This is a genomic window from Shinella zoogloeoides (genome assembly GCF_022682305.1).
Classification (GTDB): domain Bacteria; phylum Pseudomonadota; class Alphaproteobacteria; order Rhizobiales; family Rhizobiaceae; genus Shinella; species Shinella zoogloeoides_B.
This window is the reverse complement of record NZ_CP093528.1, coordinates 1,841,940-1,853,554: the sequence shown is the minus strand read 5'-3', so window position 1 is coordinate 1,853,554 and position 11,615 is coordinate 1,841,940. Positions and strand designations below refer to the sequence as shown.

The 11,615-nt window shown below is 65.1% G+C and carries 17 protein-coding genes and 1 tRNA gene; 6 read left to right on the top strand and 12 right to left on the bottom strand.

Translation table 11 applies throughout. The features are described from left to right. Positions 1-26 precede the first annotated feature (26 nt). From sugE to MOE34_RS09490, 7 genes are all read right to left on the bottom strand, one after another. Positions 27-341 (bottom strand): quaternary ammonium compound efflux SMR transporter SugE, encoded by a 315-nt coding sequence (sugE, locus tag MOE34_RS09520; RefSeq protein WP_160784335.1) that lies wholly within the window; start codon positions 339-341, stop codon positions 27-29. 156 nt (positions 342-497) lie between these two features. Further along, complete coding sequence (fghA, locus tag MOE34_RS09515) at positions 498-1,331, bottom strand: S-formylglutathione hydrolase (RefSeq protein ID WP_242223173.1); 834 nt, start codon at positions 1,329-1,331, stop codon at positions 498-500. Positions 1,332-1,350: 19 nt separating this feature from the next. Continuing rightward, on the bottom strand, positions 1,351-2,007 hold the full coding sequence (locus MOE34_RS09510) for a DUF1345 domain-containing protein (protein WP_242223171.1): 657 nt from the start codon (positions 2,005-2,007) through the stop codon (positions 1,351-1,353). Continuing rightward, positions 2,004-2,477: a YaiI/YqxD family protein gene (locus MOE34_RS09505; protein ID WP_242223169.1), complete on the bottom strand. Its 474-nt coding sequence runs from the start codon at positions 2,475-2,477 to the stop codon at positions 2,004-2,006. The genes MOE34_RS09510 and MOE34_RS09505 overlap by 4 nt, the downstream gene beginning before the upstream one ends. 43 nt (positions 2,478-2,520) lie before the next feature. Beyond that, the gene (locus MOE34_RS09500) at positions 2,521-2,982 is read right to left on the bottom strand and encodes a GNAT family N-acetyltransferase (RefSeq protein WP_242223167.1); all 462 of its coding nucleotides are present in this window, start codon (positions 2,980-2,982) and stop codon (positions 2,521-2,523) included. Then, positions 2,982-4,109 (bottom strand): S-(hydroxymethyl)glutathione dehydrogenase/class III alcohol dehydrogenase, encoded by a 1,128-nt coding sequence (locus tag MOE34_RS09495; RefSeq protein ID WP_160784330.1) that lies wholly within the window; start codon positions 4,107-4,109, stop codon positions 2,982-2,984. Before MOE34_RS09495 ends, MOE34_RS09500 begins: the two co-directional genes overlap by 1 nt. Positions 4,110-4,187: 78 nt before the next feature. After that, on the bottom strand, positions 4,188-4,598 hold the full coding sequence (locus tag MOE34_RS09490) for a helix-turn-helix domain-containing protein (RefSeq protein ID WP_242223165.1): 411 nt from the start codon (positions 4,596-4,598) through the stop codon (positions 4,188-4,190). Between the two features lie 156 nt (positions 4,599-4,754). Here MOE34_RS09490 and MOE34_RS09485 point away from each other — a divergent pair, with 156 nt between their 5' ends. Further along, positions 4,755-5,708, top strand: a complete 954-nt coding sequence (locus MOE34_RS09485) for a DMT family transporter (protein ID WP_242223163.1) — start codon at positions 4,755-4,757, stop codon at positions 5,706-5,708. A gap of 1 nt (position 5,709) precedes the next feature. Here MOE34_RS09485 and lipB read toward each other — a convergent pair whose 3' ends face one another. Continuing rightward, on the bottom strand, positions 5,710-6,441 hold the full coding sequence (gene lipB, locus MOE34_RS09480) for a lipoyl(octanoyl) transferase LipB (RefSeq protein ID WP_242223161.1): 732 nt from the start codon (positions 6,439-6,441) through the stop codon (positions 5,710-5,712). Here lipB and MOE34_RS09475 point away from each other — a divergent pair. The 3 genes from MOE34_RS09475 (at position 6,440) to MOE34_RS09465 (ending at position 6,999) form a co-directional block, all read left to right on the top strand. After that, positions 6,440-6,673, top strand: a complete 234-nt coding sequence (locus MOE34_RS09475) for a hypothetical protein (RefSeq protein ID WP_242223157.1) — start codon at positions 6,440-6,442, stop codon at positions 6,671-6,673. The genes lipB and MOE34_RS09475 overlap by 2 nt on opposite strands. Beyond that, positions 6,638-6,722, top strand: a tRNA-Leu gene (locus MOE34_RS09470). The genes MOE34_RS09475 and MOE34_RS09470 overlap by 36 nt, the downstream gene beginning before the upstream one ends. Before the next feature lie 70 nt (positions 6,723-6,792). Next, a complete protein-coding gene (locus MOE34_RS09465; RefSeq protein WP_242223155.1) occupies positions 6,793-6,999 on the top strand; it encodes a hypothetical protein in 207 nt (68 codons plus the stop codon). 75 nt (positions 7,000-7,074) lie between these two features. Here MOE34_RS09465 and MOE34_RS09460 read toward each other — a convergent pair whose 3' ends face one another. Together MOE34_RS09460 and MOE34_RS09455 are read right to left on the bottom strand one after the other, a co-directional pair. Further along, positions 7,075-7,308, bottom strand: coding sequence for a DUF2171 domain-containing protein (locus tag MOE34_RS09460; RefSeq protein WP_242223153.1), 234 nt, complete (start codon positions 7,306-7,308; stop codon positions 7,075-7,077). A 74-nt stretch (positions 7,309-7,382) separates the two neighbouring features. After that, on the bottom strand, positions 7,383-7,877 hold the full coding sequence (locus MOE34_RS09455) for a peptide deformylase (RefSeq protein WP_242223151.1): 495 nt from the start codon (positions 7,875-7,877) through the stop codon (positions 7,383-7,385). A 291-nt stretch (positions 7,878-8,168) separates the two neighbouring features. Between MOE34_RS09455 and mgtE the strand changes: the two genes are divergently transcribed. Both mgtE and MOE34_RS09445 read left to right on the top strand, forming a co-directional pair. Continuing rightward, the gene (gene mgtE, locus MOE34_RS09450) at positions 8,169-9,599 is read left to right on the top strand and encodes a magnesium transporter (RefSeq protein WP_242223148.1); all 1,431 of its coding nucleotides are present in this window, start codon (positions 8,169-8,171) and stop codon (positions 9,597-9,599) included. A gap of 95 nt (positions 9,600-9,694) precedes the next feature. Next, positions 9,695-10,081, top strand: a complete 387-nt coding sequence (locus MOE34_RS09445; protein ID WP_242223147.1) for a MerR family transcriptional regulator — start codon at positions 9,695-9,697, stop codon at positions 10,079-10,081. 7 nt (positions 10,082-10,088) lie between these two features. Here MOE34_RS09445 and MOE34_RS09440 read toward each other — a convergent pair whose 3' ends face one another. Beyond that, positions 10,089-10,562: a methyltransferase family protein gene (locus MOE34_RS09440; RefSeq protein WP_242223146.1), complete on the bottom strand. Its 474-nt coding sequence runs from the start codon at positions 10,560-10,562 to the stop codon at positions 10,089-10,091. A gap of 4 nt (positions 10,563-10,566) precedes the next feature. Next, a complete protein-coding gene (locus MOE34_RS09435; protein WP_431522435.1) occupies positions 10,567-11,589 on the bottom strand; it encodes a DUF1624 domain-containing protein in 1,023 nt (340 codons plus the stop codon). Between the last annotated feature and the right edge of the window lie 26 nt (positions 11,590-11,615).

Below are 11,615 nucleotides of genomic sequence, written 5' to 3'. Positions count from 1 at the left end.
GCCGGTCCGGCTGAAACAATCCGCCGTCAGGCGACGAATTTCAGGCCGAGGATGCCGGTGACGATGAGGGCGATGCAGCCGAGGCGCATGGCGGTCACCGGCTCGGCGAAGAGCACGATGCCGAGAATGACCGTGCCGACCGTGCCGATGCCGGTCCAGATCGCATAGGCGGTGCCCATGGGCAACGTCTTCACGGCGAGGCCGAGAAGCACGATGCTGACCAGCATGGAGCCGGCCGTCAGAACGGTCGGAAGCGGACGGGTGAAACCGTCGGTATATTTGAGGCCGATGGCCCAGCCGATTTCGAAGAGACCGGCGAGGGTGAGGAGGATCCAGGGCATTGCGCCTACTCCGTTTCAAGGGAGCGAGGCCGTCCCCGCGTTCGTGACCGGACCCTGTCCGGCGGTAGCCGTCTACCGGGGCGGACTATCGCTCATCCGTGCGGCGAGGGCAAGGGCAGGGGCGGCATGCCAGCCATGCGCCCCCGCCACACCGGGTTATCCGAGCCGCTCGGCATGCCACTTCAGGTGGTCGTCCATGAAGGTCGAGATGAAGTAGTAGGAGTGGTCGTAGCGCTCGTGCATGCGCAGCGTCAGCTTGATATCCGTGTCCTTGATCGCCTCCTCGAAGAGCCAGGGCCGCAGGCCGTTTTCGAGGAAACCGTCCGCCTTGCCCTGATCGATCAGGAATTCGGGGAAGCGCGCGCCGTCCTTGACGAGCGCGCAGGCGTCGTACTCCCGCCACGCCGCCTTGTCGGCGCCGAGATATTTCTCGAAGGCCGGTGCGGACCAGTCGGCGGTGGACGGCTCGACGATGGGGGCGAAGGCCGAGCAGCTCTTGAACCGGTCGGGATGCTTGAGCGCAAGGGTCATCGCCCCATGGCCGCCCATCGAATGGCCGAAGATGCCCTGGCGCTCCATGTCCATGCGGAAATGCTGGCGAAGGAGGTTCGGCAGTTCTTCCGCGACGTAGCTGTACATCTGGAAGTTTTCCGCCCACGGCGCTTCGGTGGCGTCGAGATAGAAGCCCGCGCCCTTGCCCATCTGCCAGTTGGTGATCTCGTCCGGCACGTCGTCGCCGCGCGGGCTGACATCCGGGCACACGACGATCAGGCCGAGTTCGGCGGCCATGCGGCGATATTCGCCCTTCTCCATCACATTGGCGTGGGTGCAGGTGAGGCCGGAGAGATACCAGAGCACCGGGCGCGGCTCAAGGATCGCCTGCGGCGGCACGAAGACGGCGAAGGTCATCTCGCATTTGCAGGCTTCGGAATCGTGGGCGAACACGCCCTGCATGCCGCCGAAGGCCGTGTTCTGGGAAAGCACTTTCATATTGGAACTCCGAAGGGTTTCACGAGGCGAGGGAGACCGCCGCATTCACCGCGGCGGCGACCAGCACCGTGTTGAAGAAGAAGGAGACGACGGCGTGCAGCAGGTTGACCTTGCGCATCGCCGTCGAGGTGATCGCGACGTCCGAGGTCTGCGCCGTCATGCCGATGACGAAGGCGAAGTAGAGGAAATCGTAGGCGCCCGGCGGCGTGTCGCCGGGAAAGGCAAGGCTTCGACCGGCGCCTCGGCTCGCTTCCGTGCTGCCCGGTCGCCAGTAGAGATGGGCGTAGTGCAGCGCCGCCATGGTATGGATGGTGAGCCAGCCGAGGGCGACGGAAGCGAAGGCGAGCACGAATTCGAGACCCGTCGCCGCTTCCCGGTTCAGCACGACGAAGAGCGAGCCGGTCGAGACGGCGACGGCCGCGAAGGTGACGGCGAAGATGATGGCGGCCGGCTCGTCGGCGTCGGTCGCGTAGTGTTCGAGATACGCCGCCGTCAGATGCGGCAGGCGCCATGCGGTGAGGAGCAGGTAGCAGAGGAAGAAGGCGAGGGCCGCGATGTCGATGGCGAAATCCGGTTTCAGCCATAGCGCGCCCGCAAGGCCGAGCGCCGCCGCGCCGATCCCGGCATAGAAGGGCACATGCCGCCCGTAGATCCTGCGCCCCGGCTTGTCCGTCATTCGCCCGCCCGTGCGTTCTTCGCCCGCCGGCAGAGGCGGTCGAGCGTTTCGAGGAAGGTGGAACGGTCGCGCGGTGAGAAGGCGGCATTGTAGCCCTTGCTTTCGCCCGTTTCGCGCAGATGTGCCCCGAGGTCGCGCATGGCGCTCGCCATGCCGATATTGGTCCTGTCGAACAGCCGGCCGGTCGGCCCGGTGACATGCGCGCCGCTGGCGACCGTGCGTCCGGCGAGCGGCACGTCGGCGGTGATGACGATGTCGCCCTCGCGGACATTCTCTGCGATCCAGTTGTCGGCCGCGTCGAAGGCGCCCGACACGATGACGTTCCGCACCATGGGATCGCGTGACGGGCGAAGCCCGGAATTGGCCACGAAGGTCACCGGCAGGCCGTGGCGCTCCGCCACCTTCAGGATTTCCGGCTTGACCGGGCAGGCGTCGGCGTCAACGAAGATGGTGGGTCGGTCCTCGGTCATCCGGTTTGTCTTTCTCTCGGCCTGCCCGTATGCGGCAATGCGATCAAGTTTCGCTGGTCGCGCGCAGCATGTCGATATGCGGGATGCCGTCCTCGACATATTCCGCCGATGTCGGTGCAAAGCCGAGCGAACGGTAGAAATGCTCCAGATGGCTTTGCGCGGAGAGCGCGATGGGCACGCCCGGAAACTGCGTCTCGCAGGCCCGGATCGCCTCGCGCATCAGCGCTTTGCCGAGCCGTTTGCCACGATGGGCCGGCGCGACGAGCACGCGGCCGATACGCGGCGGCGCGTTTTCGGGCCGCCACAGCCGCGCGTAGCCTGCCGTTTCGCCGTCTATCAGCAGCCTGAGGTGCAGCGCGGCCTCGTCCTTGCCGTCCAGTTCCGGATAGGCACAGTCCTGCTCCACGACGAAGACGTCCACGCGCAGCCTGAGCAGCGCGTAGAGTTCGCCGGCGGAGAAGGCCTCCAGCCGGCGCACATCGACGCTGTAGGCGGGTGCCGTCATCAATAGACGACCACGCCGCGGATGGACTTGCCCGAATGCATGAGGTCGAAGCCGGTGTTGATCTCTTCGAGGGGCATGGTGTGGGTGATCATCGGGTCGATCTGGATCTTGCCGTCCATGTACCAGTCGACGATCTTCGGCACGTCCGTGCGCCCGCGCGCCCCGCCGAAGGCCGTGCCCATCCACTGGCGGCCGGTGACGAGCTGGAACGGACGGGTGGAGATTTCCTGACCCGCGCCGGCAACGCCGATGATGACCGACTTGCCCCAGCCGCGATGGGCCGATTCCAGCGCCTGGCGCATCACCTTGGTGTTGCCCGTGCAGTCGAACGTGTAGTCCGCCCCGCCGATCAGGTCGCCGTTCCGCTTCGTCATGTTGACGAGATAGGGCACGATGTCCTCGCCGACCTCCTTCGGATTGACGAAGTGCGTCATGCCGAACTTCTCGCCCCATGCCTTGCGGTCGGGGTTGATGTCGACGCCGATGATCATGTCCGCGCCGGCAAGGCGAAGGCCCTGCAGCACGTTGAGGCCGATGCCGCCGAGGCCGAAGACCACGGCCGTCGAGCCGATCTCGACCTTGGCCGTGTTGATGACGGCGCCGATGCCGGTCGTCACGCCGCAGCCGATGTAGCAGATCTTGTCGAAGGGGGCGTCCGGGTTGACCTTGGCCAGCGCGATCTCCGGCAGGACCGTGTAGTTGGCGAAGGTGGAGCAGCCCATATAGTGATGGATCTTGTCCTTGCCGATGGAGAAGCGCGACGTGCCGTCGGGCATCAGGCCCTGGCCCTGGGTGGCGCGGATGGCGGTGCACAGGTTGGTCTTGCGCGACAGGCACGAATAGCACTCGCGGCATTCCGGCGTGTAGAGCGGGATGACATGGTCGCCCTTCTTCACCGAGGTGACGCCCGGGCCGACATCGACGACGACGCCCGCACCCTCATGGCCGAGGATGGCGGGGAAGAGGCCTTCCGGGTCGGCGCCCGACAGGGTGAAGTCATCGGTGTGGCAGATGCCGGTCGCCTTCACCTCGACCAGCACTTCGCCGGCGCGCGGGCCTTCGAGCTGTACGGTCATGATCTCAAGCGGTTTGCCGGCCTGAACGGCTACGGCGGCGCGTACGTCCATTTTCATCTCCTATGGGATTCTCGTTGGGCCGACCATTGCAGAGCCGGCCCGGGGTCTCAAGTGCGATGGTGGGAAAAATCAGTCCTGATCCCTGTCGATCAACCGGGCGATTTCGGCTTCGAGCGCGGCAATCGCATTGCCCGTCTGCTCGTGCAATTGCCGGACCTCCCTGAGACGGCATTGCAGCGGATAGAGATATTCGCTGCCGGCCGGCTCGGGCGGCGGCGTGCCGATGCCGGCGATCAGCCAGGAAGGGGAAACGCGGAGCGTCTCGGCCAGCCTGAAGAGCGCTCCGGCCTCCGGCTCCGCATGGTCGCGCTCCCATCCGCCCACCGTTTCTTCCGGCAGGGCGAGGCGGCAGGCGAGGTCTTCCAGCGAATAGCCGAGCGCGTCGCGCGCCCGCCAGATGCGTCCGCCGAGCGTATCGCCGTCGCGGGGGCGCAAGGGGAAGGGGATGGTGTTGCTTTCGCTCTCGCCGGGAAAGGTCATCACGGCCTCCATTGCCTGTCCCCGCAAGTCTACAGGCAGGCGGGCCGGCGCCTCTACCTCAAATGCGCCGCTTTGCGCCGCCCGCGCAATGGCGGGATTTCCGGTGGTGCCGTAAGGCGGTAAAGGGGTATCGGGGAGCGAAGGACGAATCGCATCATGAACAATGCCGCAGGCCCCGCCGGGGATCGGACGGAAGGAAGCGTAATGCAGGGCGTGGCGCTAATGGCGGCCGCCATGCTCATGCTGCCCTGCATGGACGCCATCGCCAAGTACATGGCCAACTATGCGGGCATGTCGCCCGGGCAGGTGACGTTCTACCGCTTCTTCTTCCAGATCCTCTGCACCGTCCCGCTGATCTTCACCGCGGCCGGCGCGGCCATGCTGCGGCCGAAGCGGCCGTGGATGAACCTCTTGCGCGGGGCGATCCACGGGGCGGCAAGCCTGCTGTTCTTCGCCGCGGTGAAATACATGCCGCTGGCGGATGTCTTCGCGATCTACTTCGTCGAGCCGTTCATCCTCACCGCCATGTCGGCGGTCTTCCTCGGCGAGCGCGTCGGCTGGCGGCGCTGGCTCGCCATCATGGTCGGCTTCGGTGGCGCGCTCATCGTCATCCAGCCGAGCTTCATCGTCTTCGGCTGGACCGCGCTGCTGCCGGTCGCCTGCGCCTTCCTCTATTCCATCTATCTCTTCATGAACCGCGCGCTCGGCAATGCCGATTCCCCGCTCACGATGCAGACCATCGCCGGCTTCGGCGGAACGCTCTTCATGGGCGCGGCGCTGCTTGCCGGCTCCTCGGTCGGTATCGCCGATTTTGCGATCTCCCTGCCGCCCTCGCTCTTCACGCTGGCGCTCCTCGTCGTCCTCGGTGCGCTGTCCGGCTATGCCCACATGCTCGTGGTGCGTGCCTTCCGCATGGCGCCGCTCTCGCTGCTCGCGCCGTTCCAGTATTTCGAGATCATTTCCGCGACGGTGCTCGGCTATGCGATCTTCGGCGATTTCCCGACGCCGTCCAAATGGCTCGGCATCGCCATCATCGTCGCTTCCGGCCTCTTCATCATCTGGCGCGAGCACAGGAGCCGGCAGGCGACGGCCGATATCGCCTTCGAGTGAATCAGGCCGGTCGACAGTCCGTCTCCGAAACGGTCGGCCCGAAGACGTGCTCGAACGAATCGCGGATCCGCATGTCGACATCGCTCATCATGACGGGCAGGCCGAGATCGACGAGGCTCGTCACGCCATAGCCGCGGATGCCGCACGGCACGATGCCGGAAAAGTGCTCGAGGTCGGGATCGACGTTCAGCGAGAAGCCGTGGAAGCTCACCCAGCGGCGCAGCCGGATGCCGATCGCGGCGATCTTGTCCTCGGCGGGCGAGCCGTCCGGCAAGGCGGGCCGCTCCGGCCGCCTGACCCAGACGCCGACGCGATCCTCTCGCCGCTCGCCGCGTACATTCATGGAAGAGAGCGCATCGATTACCACGGCCTCCAGCGCCGCCACGAAGGCGCGCACATCCTGCCGGCGGCGCTTCAGGTCGAGCATGACGTAGACGACGCGCTGGCCGGGGCCATGATAGGTGTACTCGCCGCCGCGGCCTGTGGAAAACACCGGGAAGCGGTCCGGCGCCACCAGATCGGCCACGTCCGCGCTGGTGCCGGCCGTGTAGAGCGGCGGATGCTCGACGAGCCAGACGAGTTCGTCGGCCTCGCCATTGGCGATCGCCGCCGCTTCGTTTTCCATGGTTTCGACGGCGACGTCATAGGGCACGAGGTCGCGCGCGACGCGCCAGCGCACCGGCGGCGAGCCGGCGGCGGCAAGAAGGGGAGCGGAAATGTCCTGACGTTGCATGAGGGCCGTCCTTTTTGCTTTCGTTGTGCCAGATATGGGGGCGATCGTGCAAGGATTTCAGGGGTTTCCGGGCTTCCGCACAGGTCCTTTTGAAATTGTTTCGCTTTCCGTCATTTTTCTTGCCGCGCGGCCTTGTGCACCCAAAAACCTTTTGCTACATGCACCTCCGTCGCCGCAAGACGACACCTACCACGATGCGGTCGTGGCGGAATTGGTAGACGCGCAGCGTTGAGGTCGCTGTGGGGCAACCCGTGGAAGTTCGAGTCTTCTCGACCGCACCAAAAGAACCCGGCCTAGTGCCGGGTTTTTTGTTTTTCGGCCCTACGGGCGCTGCCGATTGGGGGAATTTCCATGATGCGCATCCTCGCCCTCTGTTCCTTGCTCATATTGGCATCCTGCATGCCGCGCATCCCAGATCATGTGCTGGATGCGGACTGGTGCAGGAGGATGGATGCTGCAAAGGCGGATGCGGATTTGCGGGGAAGACGTAATCTTGAAACGGCTATGATGCGGCATCATTGCAAGGAAAAGCTCGCGGGGATGCGGGACGCTGCGTGAGGCCTCAGGCCGTTTGCCGGCCCTTTTCCAAGGAGCCGGCCTTCCGCTTCATTCATTGTTCAGGCAGCGCTGCCGTCAGTTCACCGACGACCATTGCCGGCGTACTTCATCGGCGTCCTTGTTGAGGTGCACATGCGCATCGACGTGGTCGACCCAGTCGAGCGGAATGAGGTGATGGCGGCCGTCTGCCGAATCGCTTTTGGTCAGCTTGATCCGGCTGTCGCCTTCCATGTGATCGACGGTGCCGACGTGGCGGCCGTCCGCGGCCATGACGTCCATATGCTCGCGAATCTGGCTTGCTGCGATCATGGGATGTCTCCTTTCCTGTGGTTGGGACAAATTCTGAACGCCGCACGCTTGCCGTGGTTCCCGGAAAGCCGAAACTATTCGCCCATTTTCCGGAACTTCCTGACGATGCGCTCGCGCTTCAGCCGCGACAGCCGGTCGATCCAGAAAATACCGTCGAGCTGGTCGATTTCGTGCTGGAGACAGACGGCGAGGAGACCGTCGGCGTCTTCCGTACGGGGTGTTCCTTCGAGATCCTGGTAGGTGAGGCGGATGCGGGCGGGGCGCTCCACCTCGTCCGTCACGCCGGGCATGGAGACGCTGCCTTCGGTATGGCGCTGGGTTTCCGGCGAGAACCACTCGATCTGCGGATTGACGTAGACACGTTGCGAGGCCGGGCCGTCCAGCTCGATGACCGTCAGTCGCTCGGCGATGCCGACATGGGCGGCGGTTATGCCGATGCCGGGTGCGGCGCGCATGGTGGCGGCGAGGTCGCCGGCGAGCGTTGCGAGGCGCTGGTCGAAGGTCTCTATCCTGCGGCAGGGCGTGCGCAGGCCGGCATCGGGGTAGCGGAGGATGGGGAGGATCGCCATGGCGGCTCCTGGGTGTCGGTTGGAATGGCTTTTCCTAGCCTTTTTGCGGCGAGGGGGAAACGGTGGCGTGCGAATCGCGTGATTTGCATGACGTTGCAACAGCTTGCGATTTTTTCACACGGAGCCGGCTTTTGCCGCTTCCGGGCGATGGACCGGCCGCATGCTTTGCGTTAGCACGATGAAAGGCGGGGCCTCCGGCGAGGGCGTCGCGTCGAACCCTGCAAGCAATCCCTGTCATCCGGCTCTGCCGCAGCGCACGGCCGGACGATCCCGGTACAAGGAGCGGCCCCGATGGAAGACACCGGCGATGACGACCGCATCCCTGAGGGCGAGCTGGCGCAAGACACTTTCGACGGCGATGACATCTATGCCGAGGACGGTTCGATTCGCTCGGACTTCCTCATGTATGTCGGCGCGGCCATCGCCGACCGCGATCTCCTGTTCCTGCGCCGCCATGTGGCGCGGCTGCACGAATCGGAAATGGGCGACCTGCTGGAGGCGATCCAGCCGGAACAGCGCCGCCAGCTCGTCTCGCTGCTCGGCGCGGACTTCGACCTTGCGGCGCTGACCGAGGTCGACGAGGCGATCCGTCTCGATATCGTCGAGCACCTGCCCAATGAGCAGATCGCCGCCGCGCTCGGCGAGATGGATTCGGACGACGCTGTCTACATCCTGGAAGACCTCGACCAGGAGGATCAGGAGGAGATCCTCTCCAAGCTGCCGTTCACTGAGCGAATCCGTCTGCGCCGCTCGCTCGACTATCCCGAAAGCACGGCCGGTCGCCGCATGCAGACCGAGTTCGTCGCCGTGCCGCCGTTCTGGACGGTCGGCCAGACGATCGACTACCTGCGCGACGATGCGGACCTGCCGGACAGCTTCTCGCAGATCTTCGTCATCGACCCGACCTTCCGCCTGCTCGGCGCCATCGACCTCGACCGTATCCTGCGCACCCATCGCGGCGCGAAGGTCGAGACGATCATGCAGGAGACGAACCACCCGATCCCGGCCGAGATGGACCAGGAAGAAGCCGCGCAGCTCTTCGAGCAGTACGACCTTCTCTCCGCCGCCGTCGTCGACGAGAACGGCCGCCTCGTCGGCGTGCTGACCATCGACGACGTGGTCGACGTCATCCAGGAAGAGGCGGAGGAGGATTTGCTGCGCCTCGGCGGCGTCGGCGACGAAGAGCTGTCGGACACCACCATCGAGACCGTGCGTTCCCGCGCGCCGTGGCTGCTGGTCAACCTGCTGACGGCTTTCCTGGCGGCTTCCGTCATTTCGCTCTTCGAGGGCACCATCGAGGAGATCGTGGCGCTCGCCGTGCTGATGCCCATCGTTGCGGGCATGGGCGGCAATGCCGGCTCGCAGACCATGACCGTTACCGTCCGGGCGCTCGCCACCCGCAATCTCGACATTCACAACGCCTGGCGCGTCGTGCGGCGCGAGGCGGGCGTCGGCCTGCTGCACGGCATGGCCTTCGGCGTCATGATCGGCATCGTGGCGGGCGTCTGGTTCCATGATCCCAATATCGGCGGCGTCATCGCGGCGGCCATGCTCATCAACATGACGGCGGCGGCGCTGGCGGGAATCGCGATCCCGCTGTTCCTTGACCGGGCGGGGGCGGACCCCGCGGTTTCCTCCGCTGTCTTCGTGACGGCGGTGACGGATATCGTCGGTTTCTTCGCGTTTCTCGGCCTTGCGACCTGGTGGTTCGCCGTCCGCTAGGCGAAAAGCGCACCGCTTTCCCGGCTGAAAAGAGGAAAAATTGACTTATACGTAAAAGTCAATAAAATGCCTGCTCAGAGAAGATCGGAGCAGGCGTGGACAAGTTTTATACCATAACCGAGCTGACGCGCGAATTCGGGGTTTCCACCCGCACCTTGCGCTTCTACGAGGACGAGGGACTCATCAATCCCGAGCGTCGCGGTCGCACGCGCCTTTTCCGTCCCGCCGACCGCCGGCTGATCCAGGAAATCCTGCGCGGCCGCCGCATAGGCTTCACCATCGCCGAAATCCGCGACATCATCAAAGTCTACAAGGATCCGCCGGGCGAAGTCGGCCAGCTTGAACTGCTGATGGCGAAGGTCAGCGAGAAGCGCGACGAGCTGCGGCAGAAGCGTCGCGATATCGAGGAAACACTGGCCGAACTCGACAATGTCGAGGAAGCCTGCCTGACGCGCCTCGCCGAAATCGGCGTCGGCACCTGAGCCTCATTCAGATCCAGCGCGTCGTTCCGTTGCAATAGCGTTCGAAATCGATGCCGAAGCGCGAGAGCAGATGCATCTCCTCGCGCTTGATCGCGATGGCGTTCGTCATGCCGGCGGCGATCATGGCCGTGACGATGCACCAGGGATTGAGCATGGCCAGCCCGATGCCGGCCGTCGCCAGCGTATAGCCGAGATAGATGGGATTGCGGGTGAAGCGGTAGGGGCCGGACGTCACCAGATGCGTCGAGCAGCGGTTCGGCAGGATCGTCGTATGGCAGTCGAGTAGCGTGCGCATGGCCCAGACGTCGAGCACGATGGCCGTCATGACCAGGATGCCGCCCGCCGCCCGGGCGATCCAGACATTGGTCTCAGCGACGGAGAGCGGAAAATACGCCTGGAGCAGGAAGGCCGCCGCTATGGCCGCGCCGTAGATCAGCGGGGGCCAGGGAAAGGCGAGTGGCTTCATGCGATAGGCGTTCATGATCCTACTCCTTCGGGTCGGGTCTCGTTTCGGCATCCGCCGTGCATTGCGAGGAGAGCGTTGCGATCCGCTCGTCCGTCGTGATGTCGATCGCGCCGCTGTTCAGGTCGGCGAAGAGGTCCTGTTCCATCAGCCCGTCCAGCGTGCAGCCGCAGAAGCTCCGGCAAAAACCGGTGTCCCGCTCGCCCTCGCAGGCGCGCATGCAGCTTTTCGTGTATCCGGCGACCGGATCCGGCGCAGGAGCCGGGACCACCAGCGAGAAGCCGTAGACCAGCGCGATCAGCACAGGCTGGTGGATAAGGTAGATGGCGAGACTGTGGCGACCGGCTTTCTCCAGCAGCGTTTTCCACCGGCCTTTCGTCGCATTGCCGTAGCCGGCGAGCCGTTCGGGAAGCGGGCTTGCCACGAAGAGCCTTGCAAGCGCGATGCCCAGCAGCACGGGCGCGATCCATGGCAGCAGCGGCACGTAGTCGTTCGAGCGCGGCACATCGACGGAAAGGCCGACCCACCAGAGAGCCGGATGGTCGAAGAACGGCGCGCGCAGATAAAGTGGCGCTGCGACGGCCGCAGTCGCAGCAAGCAATGTCACAACGACCGGCAGGCGCACGAAGAGGAGGCCGATCAGGCTCGCGGCGGCGATGGCGTGCAGGATGCCGAAAAAGATGAAAGTCTGCGGAAAGGCGAACCATGTGGCGACGGTGATGGCCGCCGCCGCCAGCGCGATCTTGCCGAGGCGGATGAAGAACGGCCTCGGGCGAAAACCCTGCTGGTGGCCGAGCACGAGGCTGAAGCCGACGAGGAAGAGGAAGCTGCCGGCGATCACCCGCGCGAAGATGCGCCAGCCGCCGGTCGCCGCCGTCTCCGGCTCGATATAGCCGAAGAAGCCGAGGTCCCAGGTGAAGTGATAGATCGCCATGGCGATCAACGCGACGCCGCGGGCCTGGTCGATCAGCGGAATGCGCGGCAGGCGGCGCGCTTCGGCGCCGCCGTCTCCTGCTGCTGCATTGCCGTCAATCACCGTCGTCATCATGGTTCGGGGTCGCCGCATTGCCT

What these genes read in the sequence shown, in the direction of transcription:
- MOE34_RS09465 (WP_242223155.1), top strand. Translation starts at nt 6,793, where the DNA reads ATGATGCGCATCCTCGCCCTCTGTTCCTTGCTCATATTGGCATCCTGC.
- MOE34_RS09435 (WP_431522435.1), bottom strand. Translation starts at nt 11,589, where the DNA reads ATGACGACGGTGATTGACGGCAATGCAGCAGCAGGAGACGGCGGCGCC.
- MOE34_RS09500 (WP_242223167.1), bottom strand. Translation starts at nt 2,982, where the DNA reads ATGACGGCACCCGCCTACAGCGTCGATGTGCGCCGGCTGGAGGCCTTC.
- sugE (WP_160784335.1), bottom strand. Translation starts at nt 341, where the DNA reads ATGCCCTGGATCCTCCTCACCCTCGCCGGTCTCTTCGAAATCGGCTGG.
- MOE34_RS09490 (WP_242223165.1), bottom strand. Translation starts at nt 4,598, where the DNA reads ATGACCTTTCCCGGCGAGAGCGAAAGCAACACCATCCCCTTCCCCTTG.
- MOE34_RS09485 (WP_242223163.1), top strand. Translation starts at nt 4,755, where the DNA reads ATGAACAATGCCGCAGGCCCCGCCGGGGATCGGACGGAAGGAAGCGTA.
- MOE34_RS09510 (WP_242223171.1), bottom strand. Translation starts at nt 2,007, where the DNA reads ATGACGGACAAGCCGGGGCGCAGGATCTACGGGCGGCATGTGCCCTTC.
- mgtE (WP_242223148.1), top strand. Translation starts at nt 8,169, where the DNA reads ATGGAAGACACCGGCGATGACGACCGCATCCCTGAGGGCGAGCTGGCG.
- MOE34_RS09440 (WP_242223146.1), bottom strand. Translation starts at nt 10,562, where the DNA reads ATGAACGCCTATCGCATGAAGCCACTCGCCTTTCCCTGGCCCCCGCTG.
- MOE34_RS09455 (WP_242223151.1), bottom strand. Translation starts at nt 7,877, where the DNA reads ATGGCGATCCTCCCCATCCTCCGCTACCCCGATGCCGGCCTGCGCACG.
- MOE34_RS09460 (WP_242223153.1), bottom strand. Translation starts at nt 7,308, where the DNA reads ATGATCGCAGCAAGCCAGATTCGCGAGCATATGGACGTCATGGCCGCG.
- MOE34_RS09505 (WP_242223169.1), bottom strand. Translation starts at nt 2,477, where the DNA reads ATGACCGAGGACCGACCCACCATCTTCGTTGACGCCGACGCCTGCCCG.
- MOE34_RS09495 (WP_160784330.1), bottom strand. Translation starts at nt 4,109, where the DNA reads ATGGACGTACGCGCCGCCGTAGCCGTTCAGGCCGGCAAACCGCTTGAG.
- fghA (WP_242223173.1), bottom strand. Translation starts at nt 1,331, where the DNA reads ATGAAAGTGCTTTCCCAGAACACGGCCTTCGGCGGCATGCAGGGCGTG.
- lipB (WP_242223161.1), bottom strand. Translation starts at nt 6,441, where the DNA reads ATGCAACGTCAGGACATTTCCGCTCCCCTTCTTGCCGCCGCCGGCTCG.
- MOE34_RS09475 (WP_242223157.1), top strand. Translation starts at nt 6,440, where the DNA reads ATGAGGGCCGTCCTTTTTGCTTTCGTTGTGCCAGATATGGGGGCGATC.